Here is a 19,131-nt window from a genome sequence, read left to right on the forward strand (position 1 = left end):
TCACCCACGTAAGGAAGTAACGTGCCGAAGACCACCTTCACCCGCGAGGAAATCCAGTCCTTCGCCCAGCTCTCGCCGTTCGAGCTGAAGGACAAGTTCATCCAGATCGCCCAGGCGGTACAGGCGGACGAGCCGGGCCAGAAGGAGAAGTCGGCACGGCAGATGCTGAACGCGGGCCGCGGCAACCCGAACTGGGTGGCCACAGGACCCCGCGAGGCCTTCTACGCGCTCGGCTACTTCGCCCTCTCGGAATCCCGCCGGGTGTGGACCGCCGACAACCTCGGCGGCATGCCCGAGAAGCAGGGCGCGGCCGCCCGCTTCGACACCTATGTGCGCCAGCACCCCGACCTGCCCGGCATCGAACTCCTGGAACGGTGCATCGCGTACGCCGTCGAGCGGTTCGGCTTCGACCGCGACGAGTTCGTCCACGAACTCACCGACAGCTCGATCGGCGACAACTACCCGGTCCCCGACCGGATGCTGACACACGCCGAGACGGTGGTGCGCGGCTACCTCGCCGACGAGATGTTCGACAAGCGGCCTCCGCAGGACAACCTGTCGCTGTTCGCGACCGAGGGCGGCACGGCGGCCATGTGCTACATCTTCGACTCCCTGATGAAGAACGGCGTCCTGAAGAAGGGGGACCGGATCGCCCTGATGGTCCCGGTGTTCACGCCGTACATCGAGATCCCCGAACTCGACACCTACGAGTTCGACGTGGTCCGCGTCGAGGCGAGCCTGTTCACCGAGACCGGGGTGCGCGAGTGGCGCTATCCCGCCGAGGAGGTCGCCAAGCTCGCCGACCCGAGCGTGAAGCTGGTGTGCCTGGTCAACCCGTCCAACCCGCCTTCACTGGCGCTGAGTGACCGGGTCACCCAGCACATCAAGGACATCGTGGCCGGGCCGAACCCGAACCTGCTGATCGTCACCGACGACGTGTACGGCACGTTCGTGGAGGGCTTCCGCTCGATCGCCGCCGAAGTGCCGCGCAACACCCTGCTCGTCTACTCGTACTCCAAGCACTACGGCTGCACGGGGCACCGGCTCGGCGTGATCGGACTGCACGACGACAACGTCATCGACGAGCTGATCGCCGCGCTGCCGCAGTCCGAGAAGGAGCGCTTGGACAAGCGATACGGGACGCTGAGCCTGGAGCCGTCCAGGATCCGGTTCATCGACCGGCTCGTCGCCGACTCGCGGCAGGTCGCCCTCAACCACACCGCGGGCCTTTCGCTGCCGCAGCAGGTGATGATGACCCTGTTCTCGCTCTTCGACCTCCTGGAGGAGGGCCAGGCCTACAAGCACCGCATCCGCGCGATCGTCAACCAGCGGCTCGAACTCCTGCTGGAGGGAGCCCAGATGAAGATCGCGGATGATCCGAAGCGGGCCGGCTACTACATCGAGCTCGATCTGCTCGCCGAGGCCGAACGGGTCCACGGCAAGGACTTCGCGGTCTTCCTGGAGAAGAACTACGAGCCGGTCGACCCGCTGTTCCGGCTCGCCGAGCAGACCAGTGTGGTGCTGCTGAACGGCGGCGGCTTCGAGGGGCCCGAGTGGTCGGTGCGGGTCTCGCTCGCCAACCTCGACGATCTGGACTACCTCAAGATCGGCCACCATCTGCGGGCCATCTTCAACGACTACGCGGAGGAGTGGCGGACGTCCCGCATCTGACGGCAAGGCCCGTTCTTCTCCTCCCGCCACCCCGGGTGGGAGGGGGGCGTGAACCTCACGGGGCGCCAGGACGCACAGTGCCGCCTTGACGGATACAGCTGGAAGGCGGCTCCTGGCCGACGCCACGTGGCTCACCGTCCGCACGCCGCACCGCTGGCACACCATCGGGCTGCCGTCCGCGTCCGCTCCCTGGCTCCACAGCGGCTGCGCCGCCTAGGCGATGTCGTCCCGGCCTCGGGGTTCTCACCCATCCGGACGGGGCTGCCGCGCCTGCGGCCGTGGGCTTCACATACAGCCGGAGGCAGAGCAAGCGCGGCAGCAAGGCTCACGGGCCGCCGTGTACCGGAGCCAGCGACGGTCCAGCGGCTCGCGACCCAGCCGTCCCTAAGACGGTGGCCGGCATGGCCAACTCCGGCATGAAGACTCCTCTCTTCGGCCCCCGAGAACCAGGGGCGGGCGGCAGGGGGGGCGGCGACCAGCCTTCGGGCCGGGCCGGTCGCGTGCCCGACGGCGTGGCAGCGGGGCCGTGGCCTGTCGAGCACATCCGGGGGGAACCCCATCAGGGAGCGATGAGGCCTCGGCCTGGGCCGGTATGCCCTGCGGTCGGCCCATCCCACAGGGTGAGCGAGATGGAGCCCGGGGTCATGTGCCGCGGGTCCGAGTCCTGGGCGGGCCGTAGGAGTCGGGGTCGGCCAGACTCCAGTCGAGGGTCCAGGACAGGGGCGGGGATTCGAGGAGCTCACCCACATCGAGCCACTCGTACAACTCCTGGTAGGAGATGGTGAGCCCGCTGTCCAGGCGGCGCTGCAACATGGCGGGATGCAGGTCCCGGGGGTGTCGGGCGCCGAGAGAGGACATGATCTGCTGGGCGCTGCGCACGGTGCTCTGCTGATAGCGGTATATCCGCATGGCCTTGTCTCCCACGTGCAGGGCTCGGGCGAGGCCCGGGTTCTGCGTGGCGATTCCCGTGGGGCAGGCGTTGGTGTGGCACTGCTGGGCCTGGATACAGCCGAGGGCCAAGAGCATGGCACGGGCAGAATTGGTGAAGTCGGCGCCCTGAATGAGCCGGGCCACGATGTCGCCGCCGGTGGCGATCTTTCCGCTGGCTCCCAGGACGACGCGGTCGCGCAGTCCGGTGCCGACGAGGGCGTTGTGCACGGTGATGAGCCCGTCGGTCAGGGGCATGCCCATCTGGTCGCAGAACTCCAGCGGGGCCGCCCCGGTGCCGCCTTCGGCTCCGTCCACCACGATGAAGTCCGGTGCGCAGTCTTCGGCCAGCATGGCCTTGCACAGGGAGAGAACCTGATGACGTGAGCCGACGCACAGTTTGATGCCCACTGGTTTGTCGGCGGCCAGCACGCGGACCCAGCGGACGAATTCCACCAGCTCGCGTGGGGTCGAGAACTCGGGGTGGCTGGCTGGGGAGACGACGGTGTGGCCGCGGGCGACGCCCCGGACCCTGGCTATCTCAGCATTGACCTTGGCTGCGGGCAGCAGTCCGCCAAGGCCGGGCTTCGCCCCTTGGGAGAGCTTGATCAATATGCACTTGACCTGGGGGTATGCGGCTGTCCGTGCGAAGAGGTCGGCGTCGAAGCGCCCGTCTGGGGTGCGGCAACCGAAGTATCCGGTGCCGATCTGCCAGATGAGGTCTCCCTGGCCCGCCAAGTGGTGTTCGGACAAGCCGCCTTCGCCTGTGTCGTGCGCGAACTCGCCCCATTTCGCGCCCAGGTTCAGGGCTTGCACGGCGTTGGCGGACAGCGCGCCGAAGCTCATGGCCGATACGTTCAGCAACGACATGTCGTAAGGCCGGACGCAGGCGGGCCCGCCCACGCGTGCGGTCGTCGGGACGTCGGGCATGGGATGGGGGTCCATGGACGGGAGGAAGAACTCCCCGCCCGTCTTGTAGAGGTCGTGCTCAGTACCGAAGGCCTTCTCGGCTGCCTCGCCTTTGGCCCGTTGATAGACAAGAGCACGCACGTCGCGGGGGAAGGGCCGACCGTCGAGGTTCGACTCGATGAAGTACTGGCGCACGGCTGGTCGCAGCCGTTCCATGAGGAACCGCAAATGACCGAGCAGCGGATAGTTCCGCAAGATCGCGTGGCGGGCCTGGCACAGGTCGAACAGACCACGTCCGGTGAGCAGCAGCGCGAGGCCGGCCGGTGCCCACCACCACGAGGACAGCCGCACGGCTGCCACGGCGCATCCGGCGGACAGGCCTGCGACAGTCGCCAGCGCCAGAAAACGGGAGGGGTGCTGAATGAGTTTCATCGCCTTCTCGGTCAGTTTCTGGTCGGTATTCCTCCACTCTCGGCGCAGGCGTGGGAGGTACTGAAGCCCTGCTCGCTCTATGGGGGCATAGCGTCGCTCTGGGAAGACGACGCGAAAGGGGTTCCGGTAGGCAGCGGTTCTGTTCAGGTGCCGACGCCCGCCATAGAACCGTTCTGTGAAGGCATTGGACCGTTGCCCGTAGGCAGCGAGAGACATCTCGGAAACCGTGGGGGCATCCAGACTTTCGCCCGCGGGCCGACGGGGGCGCGAGTGCAGAGGTGATCAGTGAGGGCGGTGGTCTCCGTTTGCCGGGCACACGTGTCTCCCGGAGCGGTGCGCGCACCGCCGATCACGAAGAGCCGCCAGCCCTCTCACTCGCGCGCACCTGGCGTCAGCGTGGGTCCGAGGCGCTTTCGGGTGATCGGGCTGCCCCCACGACCGCTCGTGCTTTCTCGGTCGCCCGCCCGCCGGCTTTCGCGCCGACCGCTTGCAGGAACCCCTTCTTCCTGGCGAGCTGGAGGTGAGACTTGACCGTGCCGAGAGGGAGTCCCGTCAGGCCGACCAGCCTGCGTACAGGGGAGCGGTCTCCGACATCCGCCAGGCGTTCGTAGCGCAGCGCCATCGCTGCGAGGTATGCCTCCGTAGGCTTTTTGGGACCGGCCAGCAACGCCTCGACCTGGTCGGCGTAGGGGTATCTCACCGACTTCCCGGACGGAGACGAGCCGTGGGCGATCTCTGCGGCCTCCGCCGGGCGGACCTCGCGCAGGACCGTCGTGGTCACGCCGCGTGCGATGGCGGCGGGGTCGCCCCCCGCGACCGGCCGGATGACCACATGAGTGGGCGCAGCGCCGGTGGCCCCGTGCCGGAAGAAGTGCCACGCCTCGAAGTTTCCGTGGGCGAGCTCCTCGCGTACCCAGGTGCCCTCGGTCTCCACGTCGTCCGACCGAGGCCAGGACGGCAGCGACAGGCCCGGCGCCGCGCCGTCCGACGGCGGGGTCATTGCAGATTTGTGTTCCTCGGAGGCCACTCACGCATCGTATGTATCCGGGCATGACACATCCAGTCGAAGGGGGCGGCGCTCCGAAACCGCCCGGAAAGGTACAGCCTGCTCCATACCATCTAGATTTGACTCATCCGGCTGCGTCATGGCTAGCTCTAACGTCGGAGCCCGAGGCGCATCGCGAGCCCGGCCTTACCCCCTCCGCCTCGGGCTCGAACCTCGCCCCTTCCCGACCCCAGAGGTACAGTCCATGCGCATCTCAAGCCGAGTTCCCGACCTGACCGCCCTCGACCTCCTGCTCAGCGTCGTCGAACTGGGCAGTCTCGGCCAGGCGGCCCGCGCCCACGGCATCAGCCAACCTTCGGCCAGCTCTCGCATCCGCTATCTGGAACAGCTGGTGGGAACCCCGGTTCTGCAGCGGACGAATCAGGGCTCAAGACCCACCCACGCGGGAAAGGCGATCGTGCACCTGACCAGGGATGTGATCGAAGCCGCGCAACGCTTGGACGCCGGCATCACCTCACTGCGCGCACAGCGGGACGCTCACCTGCGCGTGGCGGCAAGCCAGACCATCGTCGAGTGCCTCTTTCCCCACTGGCTCAAGATGCTGCGACGCCAGAACCCCGGCATCTCGGTGGCACTGCAGGCGTGCAATTCCTCGCAGGCGGCCGACGCTGTCCTCCATGGCCGGGCCCAGCTTGGATTTCTCGAAAGCCCAGGAATCCCCAGCGGCCTCGACAGCCAGGTGGTGGCACACGACGAACTGCTGATCGTGGTGGCCCCCCAGCACCCCTGGGCCCGTCGCAGCTCGATCACGGCCGAGGAACTCGCGGCCACCACGCTGATCCAGCGTGAACAGGGTTCGGGAGCTCGGACCTCGTTCGAGCGGGCCTTGGCGGCGCATGTGCCCGACTGGCGGGCCAGCCCCCTGCTGGAGCTCTCCTCAGCCATCGCGATCAAGAACGCGGCAGCGGGAGGAGTGGGGCCTGCCGTCCTGAGTTCACTCGCCGTCGCCGTCGAACTGGCGGCCGGGGTCCTCACCGCTGTGCGGGTCTCCGGCATGCGCATGCAGCGCTCTCTCCTGGCAGTGTGGCCCACGGGCCAGCGGCCTGCCGGCCCGGCCCGCGATCTCCGCGCGATCGCCCGTGGCAACGAATCCCCTTCGGCCTGAGGCCCGCCACACGAAATGTGCACCGGGCGGAGACAGGGGGACCAACGCTCGACGGGCCCGCCGCCCCCTCCCTTACTCGGGCTCCGCGTGATGCGGACCTGACCATGGCGCCTGCACCGCTGTTGCGGCACTCCAGACGCGTTCGACCAGGCCGGTACGCCGTCGGGCAGGTCGATGTCACAGCCCGCAGCGAACGAGGCGGCGGCTACCGCAAGGGCGGCCACGCACAGTCCCCGCCAGGGTCACCTCGCCCCGCCCCCACGTGGGCGCAAAGGAGCGCCGCGGTGGGTACGGGAGCGGCCACGATTCAGCGGGTGGTGTGGCGCAGTGCCGACGCCGAGAACCACGGGTTTCCACCCAGCGTCCACACCGACACGTGTGTGACCCCGAGCTGTTGGAGGACCGCCAACTTGGCGTCCATGCCCTCCTGGTCGGTGTAGTCGTAGAGCGTGCCGCCCGCTGTCCAGCGGACTTCGCCGGAGGCCGCGTCCCGCCGGGCGGCCGTGGTCCTGACGTCGTCGGAGTAGCCGGGCGCACGGCGGATCGTGGCCAGCGCGACGCTGTCCTTCACCTTGTCCGGCGCGCAAGGGTCGGGAGCGGTGAAGCCGTACGACGGCAGGCCGATGACCAACCGGTCCTTGTCCGGCACCTGTGACTGGGCGTAGGCAACGGCTTCACGCACCCAGCTGTGCGGCGATACAGCCCAGCACCTCTCCCCCTCAGGGGTGTTGAACTGCCGGCCGTAGTCCATGACGACCAGCTGGTCCACACCCGTCCGCATGACGGACGCGTAGCTGAACACCGAGTCGCCGTCATGGGCCTCGACCGGGGCGTCGACCTGGAGCTTGAGTCCGGCGCGGTGCAAGCTCGTCGCGAGTTCGGCGAGAAACGCCTCGTACCCGCGCTCATCGTCGGCCGACCAGGCCCAGAAGTCCTCGAAGTCGATGTCCACACCGGTGAAGCCGATACGTTGGGCGAGTGCGGTGAGTGAGCCGACCGCAGCCGTACGACGGGCCGGATCGCCGACCAACGCGGCTATGGCGGGCCGGTCCATCGCGGAGACGGTGGTGTACTGGGCGGCCGAATGCCCCTTGACGTCCGCGGCATTGGCCTCGCTGAACCCGTTGCAGGGATGGCTGTCGGAGTCCAGCAGCTTCAGCGTGCCATTCGAGCCGACGTCCCAGTATTGCGGCTTGAGCACTCCATGACGGAGCCTCCCGTCGCGGTACTCGGCGACGGCCCCGCAGGTGTCCTCTCCCGTGGATCCGGGGTAGACCCATGCCTCAAGGCCGAGCAGCGCGGTGTCGGCCGGGGTCGCGCTGCCGCTGGACGAGGAGGAACGAGGTGACGGCCGGCCACGGTCACCGGCCCCGCCACTCGCACTACAGCCGGCCAATACGACGACGAGGGCAGTGGCAAGGAGTATCCGGGCGCTGGCCATGAGTCCCTTTCGGCGGATCAAATCTTCCATCAGACAAGGACCATGATCGCGGAACCGCCGCCGGAGGCGACATCGGGTGTGACGAGCTGCCTCCACGGCCTCCTCGACGGCCCGTGCGCTTCAGGTGGCGTACGAGACACACCTGCGATCGCGTTCAAGCACCCACGTGGGGGCGGAGTGTGGAGTGCCGTTCAGCGAAGAAACCCGTGGTTGACGGCAGTTCGGCCGAGCTGTGGTGCCCTGTGGCATCTCAAGCGGTGTGCCCCCGGGCCGGTGGACGCCGGAAGCCGACTCAGCCGAACGGGTCCGGCTTCACCGTTTCGCATCACACCGTGCCGGGCGCGGCACGCGCGTTACTGAACCGCGGCTCGTGGTCTCGTGGCTGAAGCGGCTGCGACAGCCGCAGCGAGGGGGTCGCGGGCTGGGCGGCCGAGTAGGCGGGCGAGGTCCGGGGTGGTGGCGTCCAGGAAGCCGTGCCGGATGCCGGAAGCAATCGAGGTGAGCATGGGCGGCTGGAACGGCAGCAGACCCGGTGTTTCTTCAAGGAGTCGGCGCCGGTATTCGTCCATGCTGATGGTGCGGTGCGGGACCCCGAGCCGGCCGGCGACCTGCGCCGCCGAGATCGGTGTGCCGACGAGGTCGTATGTACGCCCGCCATGCCGTGCGGGATCTGCCACCACAGCCGCCGCGGCACCGGCGAGGTCCTGTCTCGCGACTGCGGCCAGGGCGCCGTCACCGAACGCGGAATCCACACCGCCGTCGGCCCACATCAGGAGAGCGCCGAAGAGTTCGGCGTACAGGCCGTTGCGCAGGATCGTCCACGGCAGTCCACTGGCCCGCACCAGACGCTCGGTCGCACGATGAGCGAGCGCGAAGCCGAGATGGTCCCCGGCGCCGGTCAGGCTCGTGTAGACGACGTGGCCTACGCCGTCCCTCACCGCGGCGTCCAGGACCGCGGCGTGCCGCTCGACCACCCGATCGTCCTCTGCGTAGCCGGCGGAGATCAGCAGCAAGGTGGACACCCCGGCGAGGTCGAGGCTCACCGGATCATCGAAGTCGAGGTGCCGCATCCCCGCCCCTGGTGTGCGGCTGCCTCCCGCCGCGACGCTGCCTTGGGCATGCAGCGCCGCAAGAGTGGCCGCGCCGAGGTTTCCGCTTGCTCCGGTCACCAAGATCATGGTGGATCGCCGTTCCGTCGTGGTTCTCATCGGTAACTACGATTGATCCTTGACCGCACGATCACCGGCCACAAGAAGGCAGTTCGATGTCACTGACGCACACCGGGGTAACCACCGTCCCCGCCGACCTCGACCCGTGCGGACGCGAGGACCATCCCGACTGCGGTATCCGCGACGTCCTGGACCGCATCGGGGACAAGTGGTCTGTGCTCGTCATTGTCGAACTGGCCGGAAGCCCGCGCCGTTTTCGCGAACTGCAACGCGCCATCGACGGCATCTCCCAGCGCATGCTCACCCTCACCGTGCGCCGGCTCGAGCGTGACGGCCTCGTACTGCGCACCGTCTACCCGACTGTGCCGGCCCAGGTCGACTACCGCCTGACCTCGACCGGGGCCGACCTGACCCACCTCGTCAAGGCGCTTGCCGACTGGTCCCTCTCGCACCGCGCTGACATCGCCGAGGCTCGGCGCATGTACGACCAGGCCCATCCCGATCACGACATCCGCTGACGAGACCACTCGGCCCGGCGGCGAGCCCGCCCCTTGGTTCCGCCGGACGGCGCTCCCCCACGGTTCGGGCAGGATCGGAACCGTACGCGGCCGCCGACCGAGCCCGCCGCTCATCTGGCGGATGAGCGGCGGCACGGGACGCGGACGGCGCCCAAGCACGCTGTCGTCAGCTGCCGTAGCGGAGCGAGATCGTGTCGCCCAGGCTGACGACCGTGTCACGGTCGGCGGCGACAGGCGACGCTCCGTCGATGCTCGACGTCCAGGTCGAACCACCGTTGTTCGCCTGCCCGTTGACGGCGGTGATCGTGCCGCTGCCACTGTCGGACACCACGCTGCTCACACATCCGGCCGGTGTGGCCGACGAGACCGCCGCGTCCAGGACCGCGCCGAGGGTGGTCGTGGCGGCGGTCGGGGTGAAGGACACCGAGCAGACCTTGAGCGAGCCGCCGCCCTCCACGGTCAGAGCGATCTTCGCCGCGGCACCGGGAGTGAACCCGGATGCGGCCACCCATTGCGGGGCGCCCGGCGTGGTGGGCAGCGGCGGGGCCGCCATGAAGCCGCCGCCGGCGACCGCCCGCAGGCCGTCGATGGAGGCGTACGCGGACGGGGCCGTGTCGCTGGGCAGGTATTTGAAGCCACCGCCGGGCTTGAACTGCTGGGCGATCAGGAAGTCGACCGGGGTCTTCCCGGCCCTGGTGAGGAAGTCGCCGGTCTGAGGGTTGATCCCGCAGGCGTTGAGGCCGGAGACGGCCCAGCCGTTGGAGTCGGTGTTGGCTCCGAACATGGCGTCGAAGGCGCCGGAGGTATTGACGAGCTTCGACTTGAGGAAGCCCTTCGCTTTCGCGATGGCCGGGTCGGTCGCGGGCACTCCGGATACGCACAGCGAGGCCATGGCGGCGCCGGTCATGTCGATGTCGCTGCTCGCGGCGAGCGCGGTCGGGTCGCCCTCGGCCTTGCTGAAGTTCCAGCCGCCGTCGTTGTGCTGGTTGGCCCGCACGGCGGCGACGGAGGTGTCGAGGAGTGACTGCGGAATCCGCTGGACGCCGCCCTGTGTCTTCGCGCCGCCGAGCGCGATCAGCGCGAAGACGGTGCCGTTGAAGTTGGACGGCGTACCCCAGTAGCCGGGGGCGGAGTTCTGCCAGTACTGGTAGGTGTCACCGATCAGGTTCCGGTTCGCCGCGACGCGGGCCGGGTCGATGCCGGCGGAGTAGGCGTTGATGATGCCGCGTTCGTAGTCGGTCACCACCGGCGAGGTGCTGGGCCAGGCAGGCGTGGCGAGGAGGTTGCGGTAGACGGTACGGGCGTTCTTCGTGGCGTCGCCGCCCGGTGTGACGTCGACGGAGGCGGTTCCCCCGGCGGCGAAGGTCGAGAACGCCCACTCGTTGGAGAGCCCGGCGCCCGCGTAGGAACCGTCGGCCGTCTGGAGCGATCTGAGATAGCTCACCCCGCTCGACGTGGCCGTGGCAATTTGCACAGGCGACGATGTGGCGGATGCGGGGACCGCCGTCAGGGCGAGGGCGCCCAGACCGGCCGTGGCCGTCACGAGGGCGCGGCGGGCGAGGATGGAACGCTTCAGGATCATGTCGGGTGCTCCCGGGGAAAGGGACGGCGCTTCCTGCGCGACGAGGCGACAGATCCTCTGGCCGCAGGTCCCCGAGGAGCCCGTATGCCGTGTAGTCACTGCCCGGCGGGCCGGGCTAGGGCTGTCCCGGCGTCGGCTTCTCGATCCGCAGCAGATACGTGTCCATGATCCAGCCGTGCCGTTCGCGAGCCTCGGCACGGACCTGCCGGATACGGTCGGAGACTTCCCGCAGCGGGCCCGCGATCAGCAGCTCGTCCGGGGTGCCGAGGTAGGCGCCCCAGTAGATCCACACGTCGTCTCCCCCGACTTGGGTGAACGACTCATGAGCGTCCAGCATGACGACGATGTCCCCATCGTCGTTCTGCCCCACATCGGCGAGCCGCCGAGCCGGAGTGATGTGCACCGGCCGCCCCACCTGATTGAGGGGGATGCGGTGCCGAGCCGTCAGCGACGCGACACTGGTGATGCCCGGGATCACGTCGACTGCGATCGAGAGCGCGCCGCGATCCGCGATGTCCGCAAGAATCCCGAGCGTGCTGTCGTAGAGGGACGGGTCGCCCCAGACGAGGAAGGCGCCCGTCTCTCCTTCCGTCATCTCCTCACGCATCGCCCGCTCGAAGATCTCCCCGCGCCGTATGCGCCAGTCCTGGACGGCCGCGGCGTAGTCGGCCCGGTCCATCGGCCGCCGCTCGCGGCTCGGGTCGTCGACCTCCACCACGCGGTACGGTCCCTGCGCGTGCTCCTCGATCATCCGGTGGCGCAGGTCGGTCAGGGAGGCCTTGCGGGGGCCCTTGCCGACGACGAAGAAGACATCGGCACGGCGGATCGCCTTCACTGCCTCAAGGGTCAGGTGGTCGGGATTGCCCGCTCCGATGCCGACGACGAGGATTGCTCGCTGCTCCGTACTCATGCGGCCAGTGTGCCAAGGCGGGATCCGAAGGAGGCACCCGGTCCCGCGCCCCAACAGTCCGTCACTGCGGCTTTCGACCGCCGGCGGTCGAGCTGGACGGGCGTGAGAGTGCGGCGAACCGGGCGGAGTCGAGCAGGGCGCTGATCCGGCAGCAGAGGCGAGCCCCGTCCTGTCCGAACCGCCCGGCGGCACACGCGCCGTCAGGACCGGCTGAGCCGCAGAGTTCTGCCCGGGTCTCTTCCAGCAGGCCGGCGGCCAAGGTTAAGTCCCGGTTCAGGGCGCTCATACGTGTGCTCTGGCCGCCGAGCTGACGGCGTGCCAGGAGCAGACGCTCGTATTCGTGTGGGGTGAGGGCGACGACCGGGGCGCCGTCCAGGGCGATTCTTCGGGGCTCGGGGCGTCGGCTCACGGCGTTTCCTTTTCGGGTGTGAAGGCAGGGTGAGCGGCCGGGTCAGCTGGACAGGACGCAATCCCCGCACTTGGGTCCACGGCCGCCGGGGGCGGCGCGGTAGATCAGGCAGCAGCTGCGGCGCCGGAATCCCGTGTCGGGATCCGCGGTGCTCGCGCCGCGCAGGGGAGACTGCCGCAGGAGGCGGTCGGCGAGGGCACGGGCCCGTGCGGAGACGTCCTGGCGGCAGGCGGTGATCATGGTGACCGCCCCGTTGACAGCCGAGGCGACGTTCCCGGACAGGATGTGCTGGGACACCGAGAACTGCCCGATGGCGTCGGCGAGTTCACGAAGGGGCCCGTCCAGCAGCCGACTGCTCAGTTCGTCGGCGAGACGCGGAAGCGATTCTTCGCTGCCGGCCGTGAAGACGTCGGCAGGCAGTGAGAGCGGAATGGGACCGCCGATCACGGGCTGCCACCGCAGATCCGCGAGTTTTGGGGCGAGAACCACGCCGTGCAGGACCGCGGCGGCCAGCGGAGGTGAGACCAGCCGGGCGGCAAGTCCGAGGTGGGTCACGGAAGCCGCGACCCGTGTCTCGACCGCGTCCGGTGGCTGTCCGCCTGCGCCGGCCAGCCACTCTCGAATGCCGCTCACGCGAGTTTCGATCAGTTGACGGGACAGTGGCTGCCAGGGCTCGGACAGTTGTGACCCGGGCGGGTGCGTCTGCAGGGCGAAGAACGGGCCGAGCGCGGTGATCTCCTCGATCACCGCGCTGGTGGTGGGGCCGGTCATGCCGGGACGGGGTCCGACTCCGGTGAGGGAGCGGAGGTATCCGGGCTGACGGGCTTGAGCAGGCGTTCCGCCAGCGGACCGAAGATCAGGCCGAGGGCCGTCCAGAGAATGAGCTGCGCGCCGAGCGAGTAGAAGCGGAAGGCGTACAACACGTCGGCGGGGAAGCCCGGGAAGACGATGTTGCCCTTCGGGTCCGTCAGCGGCAGCGGGGTCTCGGTGGGATGGTTGCCGTAGTTGGCCTTGTTGAACGAGAGGTGACCGAGCTGGGGCAGGACCAGCATGACGATGCCGATGGCCACGATGAACGCCGCCCCGGCGAGGAGGCTGGCGTTCCAGTTGCCGAATCGGGCTTGGAGCCGCTTGCCCAGGTAGACGGCTCCGGCCAGGAAGGCCACGGAGCAGACGACCATGATGAGATACAGGCCGCTGCGTTGCTGGATGGTCTCCTCGTGGCCGATCGCGGGCGGGTTCGCCGGGTACTTCAGGAACGGCACCAGATACATGCCGAGGAATCCGCCGCCTGCGACAAGCAGTGCCAGGTTGCGGGCGCGCAGTCCGCCGGTGCGGCCAAGGCAGACGGTGTAGGCGACGGCGAACAGGGCGCCCATCGCCATACCGAAGAAGATGATGCCGACCCCGATGCCGACGTTGGCCTGGATGGTGCGGCTGAACAGATCGGGACCTGCGGCCTCGGCGTGCAGCCCGGCCGCCTTGTCCAGCGCTTCCTGAGCCGCGTCGCGTCCGCTTTCGTAGTCGATGGCCTTGGCGATCTGCGGCTCGGCGAAGATCCGGGCGAAGACGAAGGCGAGCAGGCCCGCGACTGCGCCGGCGAGTACGCCGCGCAGTATGAGCTTCTTTTCCATGTCGAGTTGTCCGTACGTCCGGGTTCCGGTGGCTCAGTGGCAGGGGAAACCGAGGAAGTGGCGGGCGTCGTGGACGAACTCGTGCACGTGCATGTCGTTGCCGAACACCGACACGGCGCCCTGGTCGACACCGACGAAGTAGTAGACGGCCAGCGCGATCAGCGCGGTGGTGACCAGCCACAGAACGGACTTGGAGACCGGCAGGACGACCGGCGTGGATGCCGGGCGCGGGGATGTGGAAATGCTGCTCAAGGCGAGCCCTCCTTCGGGGATCGTGCGTCCCTCTGCTTGTACGGGCGGAGTGAGGGGTCAGTGTCTGACTCGCCTGCCACCTTCCGGTGGCGGACTCACAGTGGCGCGACCGTGCTGGAATCCCACCAGCTTCCTTACGCCCTCACTACAAGTGCACAGTATGGCTCACCTCAGGGGCCGTCAATCAAGCCTTTCCAAAATCGGCGCACCGGACGGCGAGCCTGCGCACTTGCTCACGAATGCGCAGCTCACGGGTCGACTTGAGGCTCAGGGTCCTCACTCTGACAGGCCGGCCGGTACCGCTCGATGATCCGGGCCGTCGTACGAGACCGACGGCGGATCAGGGCGTTGTGGGCCAACTGCTCGGTGATGTCACCGATCCCCAGGAGCATGTGCACCACGGCTTCGTTGGCTCCTCCGTGCAGGGGCCCCTTCAACGCGCCGATGGCGGCGGTGACCGCGCTGTGAGAGTCCGAGAGAGTGGAGGTGACCACACAGGCGGTGAACGTCGAGGCGTTGAAGCTGTGTTCGGCGTACAGCGTGAGGGAGATCTCGAAGCAGCGCACCACGTCCGGGTCTGGCACGCTCCCGAAGCACAAGTGGAAGAAGTTCTCGGCATACCCGAGGGATGTCGGGCGGGATCGGGCCCAGGCCCCGGTGGCGGCGCTGATCGGCCGCCGCCACGGTGGGCAACTTGGCCAGCAGGGTGAGGGACTTGGCCCGGTTTGCGGCAGGAGTGCCGTCGCCCTCGGTCAGGTCCTTGGCGCCGAACCAGCTGACCGCGGTACGGAGGACGTCCATCGGGGGCGCGCTCCTCATGCCCCACACCGCCTTTCACACGGCGGCCGAGCAGGTGCGCCATGACATCGAATTGCTCTCCGCCCGCTTCGGCGTCGGCATCGAGACGGTCTGCCACCGCCTCAGCGCCCTCCAGCGGACCGGACGGCGAGGCGCCCCCTTCTCCATCCTGCGCGTCGACCGCGCCGGGAACATCTCCAAGCGACAGTCCGCGACCGACTTCTACTTCTCCGGGCTCGGCAGCATCTGCCCCCTATGGACGGTGTACGAGGCGTTCTTCGCACCAGGAAGGGTCCTGACCCAGGCCGCCGAAACGCCGGACGGCAAGCGGTACTTCTGGGTCGCGCGCACCATCACGCACGCAGCTCTCGGCCATCACGCCCCGCGCGCCGAGTTCGCCGTCGCCCTCGGCTGCGAACTGCGCCGCGCCCACTGGCTCGTCTACGCCGAGGGCGTCGCGCTCGACGACCCCCCGCGCCGCCACCCCGATCGGCCTGGGCTGCCGGATCTGCGAACGCCGAGACTGCGCGCAGCGGGCCCGGCCTCCGGCAGGCGGACGACTGGCCGTCGATCCCGACCGGCGCACCTACCTGCCCTACCCGCTGGAGAGCACCGCCGTGACGGCAACCGTTTTCCCGCACGGACCTCTCCCGGTGCCGGCACCCCAGCTCGGCATGAGTACTGCATTACGACACAAGCGACGGGTACCGCGTGACGGGCGGCACCGAATGCGTCTCGACGGCATCTCCCGCCTGGCTGATCTCGGCCCAGACGGCGTCCAGAGAAAGGCCGAGGGTGTCGGCGATCGCTGCGATGGTCGGGAAGGCGGGAGTGGCCACCCGGCCTGATTCGATCTTGCGCAGCGTCTCCGGCGAGATGTGTGAGGCGAGCGCCACGTCCAGCATCGAGCGGCAACCCCGCGCTCGGCGGAGCAGAGCACCGAGGCGCCGTCCGCGTTCTACCTCGGCGGGGGTGAGCGGCAACCTGACCATGGGCCCGATTCTAATACCGGTATAGTTTGACCGGGATAGTTATTGGACGGGCAAGAGACGAGAGAGCCATGATCGAGATCCTGAACTCCGCGCGGATCGAGCGGGCGAGGAGCACCGGCGCCCTGGTCGGAGACATCCTGCACACGCTGAAGCAACGCAGCACCGTCGGGACGAATCTACTCGACATCGACCAGTGGGCCAAGGAGATGATCACCGAGGCGGGGGCGCAGTCCTGCTACGTCGACTACGCGCCTTCCTTCGGGCGCGGCCCGTTCGGGCACTACATCTGCACGGCCGTCAACGACGGTGTGCTCCACGGACGGCCCCACCACTACACGCTGGCAGACGGAGATCTCCTGACGCTCGACCTCGCCGTAGTCATGGGCGGGGTGGCTGCCGACGCCGCGATCAGCTTCCTGGTGGGCAAAGCCAGGCCCGCGGAGAGCGTCGCGCTGATCGAGACGACCGAACGCGCACTCGCCGCCGGCATCGCCGCCGCCAAGCCGGGCGCGCGCATCGGCGACCTCTCCCATGCCATCGGCACGGTCCTCAGCGAGGCGGGCTACCCGATCAACACCGAGTTCGGAGGCCACGGCATCGGCTCGACCATGCATCAGGACCCACACGTGGCGAACACCGGACGGCCCGGCCGCGGATACAAGTTGCGCCCCGGGCTGCTGCTCGCCCTGGAACCCTGGGTCATGGCCGATACCGCCACACTCGTCACCGATGCCGACGGTTGGACGCTGCGCAGCGCCACGGGCTGCCGGACCGCGCACAGCGAGCACACCATCGCGATCACCGACGGCGGAGCCGAAATTCTCACCCTGCCCACGCAGGCGCGACCGTAGGAGATTCCGCCCCGCCGCCACGTGACCAATCTCGGCGGCCCGGGGCCGGCCTCAACCGTCCTGCACCCCCGGCGAACCGGGACCGTCGGGCGCTCTCCCAGTTGGCGGAGGCGACGTCGTCGCAGGCCTTCCTTGCTTCCGCAATCACCGTTGCCCCGGGACTCACGGGGGGGGGAGGAGCCGCACACCCGCACCCTGCACCCAGCGACGGCCCGGTAGCTCATGCGTCCAGCGGCAAGGATGTGGGCGGCTCAGCGAGCGAGGGCATGGACGAACACCTCGGGTGCTCTGTCAACGCTGCCTGGGTCGTGGGGACTCTTCCCGAGGACGGGGTGTACCGGGTGCCGTACAGCGGCACGACCGAGGCTCCGGTGCCAAGCACCTTCCATCGCACCACTTTGCCAGGCACCTTCCTGGTCAGTGTCCAGCTCAGCATTGGTCTGCTTCTTCGCAGCGTGACCAGCGCTCGGCAGCACGAGCACGTCCGCGGCCACCCGGCGCAAGAGGTCCGGTGTCTCCCGAACCCAGCAGGAACCCTTCACTGCTCCTGCGCTTCCCTCGTGCGCGCGCGGCCCTCGTTCCACGCACGGGTGTTGATCTTGACGGGAGAGGGCAATCTCGCAAGGGAGCCGCCCTGTGTCACGGCGGCGGGTGATCTCAGGCGGGGCGGCTGCCGGGGACCTTCCACCACAGGAGCCAGGCGCCGGTGGCGAGGACCAGGACGTTGAAGGTGAGGGGCAGGGGCGCGAGGCTGAACCCGATCGCGATGTGTTCCGGCCGCCTTCCGAGCAGTGGTGACCGGTAGTTGCCGGGCTGGGTTCACTGATCATTGGGAAGGGGCATGCCCAGGGCCGACCCGCGCCCAACGGCCAGGCCCGACAGCCCTACCCGCGGGACCCCGGCCCGTTCCGTCCGAGGACCACACCACGCACCGTCGTCCAGGCCTGCCCAGCGGGCGGACCGCTTCCAACGGCACCCGTCCCTGGCTCCTGCGGAAGCGTTCACTCGGCTGTGCGCGCCCCGGCTCGTCGACGTCGGGCGTAGGCGAGGGTGAGGACAGCGACCAAGGGCCCCCAGGCCAGCAGCGGGGCGTAGCAGAGGTCCATGATCAGGCCGGCTGTTCCGTGCGGGAAGTCGGGGTTGTCCAGGGGCCCCGAGGGCACCAGCGTGACCACAGCGCACAGACCGGTCACCGTGACGGCACCCAACGCGGCAGGTACGACCACGGCCAGCGGCGGAATGCGGCGGCCGCCCAACCACGGCATCCAGTGCGGCACCTGTTCGCCCCAGGGCCGCACCAGACCGAGCGTGAGGCAGGCAGCCGCCTGCGAGGCCACGGACAGGATCAGCACATAGACCATGATCGACGTCCCCTGGTAGAGCGACCCGAGCCGCCCGGTGAACCCGACGTCCACACCGAACCCCAGCGAAAGCCGCCACACACAAGAGGGCACGGTGCACAGCACAGTCGCCCAGGCCGCCCACACCGCCCACCGCGGTACGGCGATCCGGACGTCCCGCGCGGGCGACGTGAACCGACGGATCATCATGAACTCTCCAGGGAGTGGGCCGAATTGACGTCTTCACCCTGTCAGCGCCCGGCACACGGCGGCATCCTCCGCCAGTCCAGGCTCCCTCCCCCACGCGGGGGCCCAGCTCATCCCCCAGGAGGAGCCGACCGCAACCCAGCGAGCGCCCGTGCCACACCAGCGCCTGCCGATGAATCCTCAGTTCCACGCTCCGCCACCGTCCGAGCGCCACAGCAGGCCTCATCCAGTACTTGAAAGACGGGCAGTGTCAGGTCTGGTGTCCAGTTCGACCAAACGTGCTTCCCTGACCGCCGGCTGAGCCCGAAGGCGCCAACTTCCCTATGCGGGGCACCAGTTCGGCGAGCGCCCGAGGGCCGAGAGGATCCGGTCGAGCGGACCCGCATCGCCGACCGGCACGAGGCCGGGCCGGAAGGCGGCACCCGGCGCGAGCCGCTCGTCGCCGTCGGGCACGGCCAGGGCGACCGGCAGCGCGACTTCGAGCAGCCCCGGGGCGGCCGCGTAGGGGAGGTCGAGTGCGCGGGCGACGTCCCAGCCGTGCACGACGTAATCAATGAAGTGGAAGGCGATGGCCGTACCGGCGGGAATCGTCGGGCCGGAAGCGATCTCGGGCAGGGTGAACTTCCGCTCCACGGAGTCGACCGCCGCGAAGGCGCGTACCACCAGCTCGGAAGCAGCCGCGTAGCTCTCGACGGCATCGGCTCCGATCGGTACGACCCGCCAGGCCTCCTCGTCCTCACCCGCACCGGCCGCCGCGGCCGCGAACCCCCGGTGTTGGGCGGTCATATGGGCGAGCAGGTCCGCGAGCGTCCAGTCCGCACAGGGGGTGGGCCTGCCGAGATCTCCCGGCTCCACCTTGCTCACGAGCTCGACGCTGTACCGCACGGCTTGGGCGTCGGCGTCCCGCATCCGATCCAA

The 19,131-nt window shown here is 68.9% G+C and carries 17 protein-coding genes, 2 pseudogenes and 1 riboswitch; of the genes and pseudogenes, 6 read left to right on the plus strand and 13 right to left on the minus strand.

Translation table 11 applies throughout. The annotated features are described in order from the left end of the window. Positions 1–21: 21 nt before the first annotated feature. Positions 22–1,671: a bifunctional aspartate transaminase/aspartate 4-decarboxylase gene (locus AC07F3_RS34165; protein WP_479118467.1), complete on the plus strand. Its 1,650-nt coding sequence runs from the start codon at positions 22–24 to the stop codon at positions 1,669–1,671. An 85-nt stretch (positions 1,672–1,756) separates the two neighbouring features. Then, positions 1,757–1,888 (plus strand): hypothetical protein, encoded by a 132-nt coding sequence (locus AC07F3_RS34170; RefSeq protein ID WP_479118468.1) that lies wholly within the window; start codon positions 1,757–1,759, stop codon positions 1,886–1,888. A 425-nt stretch (positions 1,889–2,313) separates the two neighbouring features. On the opposite strand, the gene AC07F3_RS34175 is transcribed toward AC07F3_RS34170, so the two are convergent. Beyond that, positions 2,314–3,939: an FMN-binding glutamate synthase family protein gene (locus AC07F3_RS34175; protein WP_479118526.1), complete on the minus strand. Its 1,626-nt coding sequence runs from the start codon at positions 3,937–3,939 to the stop codon at positions 2,314–2,316. Positions 3,940–4,330: 391 nt separating this feature from the next. Then, positions 4,331–4,939, minus strand: coding sequence for a hypothetical protein (locus AC07F3_RS34180; RefSeq protein ID WP_479118469.1), 609 nt, complete (start codon positions 4,937–4,939; stop codon positions 4,331–4,333). A gap of 250 nt (positions 4,940–5,189) precedes the next feature. Between AC07F3_RS34180 and AC07F3_RS34185 the strand changes: the two genes are divergently transcribed. Then, positions 5,190–6,110, plus strand: coding sequence for a LysR family transcriptional regulator (locus AC07F3_RS34185; RefSeq protein ID WP_479118471.1), 921 nt, complete (start codon positions 5,190–5,192; stop codon positions 6,108–6,110). 307 nt (positions 6,111–6,417) lie between these two features. Here AC07F3_RS34185 and AC07F3_RS34190 read toward each other — a convergent pair whose 3' ends face one another. Both AC07F3_RS34190 and AC07F3_RS34195 read right to left on the minus strand, forming a co-directional pair. Continuing rightward, a complete protein-coding gene (locus AC07F3_RS34190) occupies positions 6,418–7,311 on the minus strand; it encodes a glycosyl hydrolase family 18 protein (RefSeq protein ID WP_479118472.1) in 894 nt (297 codons plus the stop codon). A 593-nt stretch (positions 7,312–7,904) separates the two neighbouring features. Next, the gene (locus AC07F3_RS34195; protein WP_479118527.1) at positions 7,905–8,729 is read right to left on the minus strand and encodes an NAD(P)H-binding protein; all 825 of its coding nucleotides are present in this window, start codon (positions 8,727–8,729) and stop codon (positions 7,905–7,907) included. Positions 8,730–8,815: 86 nt separating this feature from the next. Between AC07F3_RS34195 and AC07F3_RS34200 the strand changes: the two genes are divergently transcribed. Then, positions 8,816–9,238: a winged helix-turn-helix transcriptional regulator gene (locus tag AC07F3_RS34200; protein WP_479118474.1), complete on the plus strand. Its 423-nt coding sequence runs from the start codon at positions 8,816–8,818 to the stop codon at positions 9,236–9,238. 166 nt (positions 9,239–9,404) lie between these two features. On the opposite strand, the gene AC07F3_RS34205 is transcribed toward AC07F3_RS34200, so the two are convergent. The 6 genes and pseudogenes from AC07F3_RS34205 to AC07F3_RS34230 form a co-directional block, all read right to left on the minus strand. Further along, positions 9,405–10,820, minus strand: coding sequence for a prenyltransferase/squalene oxidase repeat-containing protein (locus tag AC07F3_RS34205; RefSeq protein ID WP_479118476.1), 1,416 nt, complete (start codon positions 10,818–10,820; stop codon positions 9,405–9,407). Positions 10,821–10,935: 115 nt separating this feature from the next. Continuing rightward, complete coding sequence (cobF, locus tag AC07F3_RS34210) at positions 10,936–11,730, minus strand: precorrin-6A synthase (deacetylating) (RefSeq protein ID WP_479118477.1); 795 nt, start codon at positions 11,728–11,730, stop codon at positions 10,936–10,938. Positions 11,731–12,181: 451 nt separating this feature from the next. Continuing rightward, complete coding sequence (locus tag AC07F3_RS34215) at positions 12,182–12,910, minus strand: (2Fe-2S)-binding protein (protein ID WP_479118478.1); 729 nt, start codon at positions 12,908–12,910, stop codon at positions 12,182–12,184. Further along, positions 12,907–13,773 carry a CbtA family protein gene (locus AC07F3_RS34220; RefSeq protein WP_479118479.1) on the minus strand — a complete coding sequence of 289 codons (867 nt, stop codon included), beginning with the start codon at positions 13,771–13,773 and terminating at the stop codon, positions 12,907–12,909. Before AC07F3_RS34220 ends, AC07F3_RS34215 begins: the two co-directional genes overlap by 4 nt. Before the next feature lie 33 nt (positions 13,774–13,806). Then, complete coding sequence (locus tag AC07F3_RS34225) at positions 13,807–14,025, minus strand: CbtB domain-containing protein (protein WP_479118480.1); 219 nt, start codon at positions 14,023–14,025, stop codon at positions 13,807–13,809. Positions 14,026–14,063: 38 nt separating this feature from the next. Then, a riboswitch (cobalamin riboswitch) is annotated at positions 14,064–14,213 on the minus strand. A gap of 183 nt (positions 14,214–14,396) precedes the next feature. Beyond that, positions 14,397–14,829 (minus strand): annotated as a pseudogene (locus AC07F3_RS34230) (citrate/2-methylcitrate synthase); the annotation flags it as partial. On the opposite strand from AC07F3_RS34230, the pseudogene AC07F3_RS34235 reads away from it, so the two are divergent. Beyond that, positions 14,741–15,431, plus strand: a pseudogene (locus AC07F3_RS34235) (helix-turn-helix domain-containing protein); the annotation flags it as partial. The pseudogenes AC07F3_RS34230 and AC07F3_RS34235 overlap by 89 nt on opposite strands. Before the next feature lie 78 nt (positions 15,432–15,509). Here the strand turns inward: AC07F3_RS34235 and AC07F3_RS34240 are convergent. Further along, on the minus strand, positions 15,510–15,815 hold the full coding sequence (locus tag AC07F3_RS34240; protein WP_479118482.1) for a helix-turn-helix domain-containing protein: 306 nt from the start codon (positions 15,813–15,815) through the stop codon (positions 15,510–15,512). 68 nt (positions 15,816–15,883) lie between these two features. Between AC07F3_RS34240 and map the strand changes: the two genes are divergently transcribed. After that, entirely contained in the window at positions 15,884–16,666 is a 783-nt protein-coding gene (map, locus tag AC07F3_RS34245; RefSeq protein WP_479118483.1) for a type I methionyl aminopeptidase, read from the plus strand. 1,001 nt (positions 16,667–17,667) lie between these two features. Here the strand turns inward: map and AC07F3_RS34250 are convergent. Together AC07F3_RS34250 and AC07F3_RS34255 are read right to left on the minus strand one after the other, a co-directional pair. Continuing rightward, entirely contained in the window at positions 17,668–18,216 is a 549-nt protein-coding gene (locus tag AC07F3_RS34250; RefSeq protein WP_479118484.1) for a hypothetical protein, read from the minus strand. A gap of 318 nt (positions 18,217–18,534) precedes the next feature. Then, positions 18,535–19,122, minus strand: coding sequence for a TIGR03086 family metal-binding protein (locus tag AC07F3_RS34255; protein ID WP_479118486.1), 588 nt, complete (start codon positions 19,120–19,122; stop codon positions 18,535–18,537). Between the last annotated feature and the right edge of the window lie 9 nt (positions 19,123–19,131).

The organism is Streptomyces sp. NPDC045846, assembly GCF_056431605.1.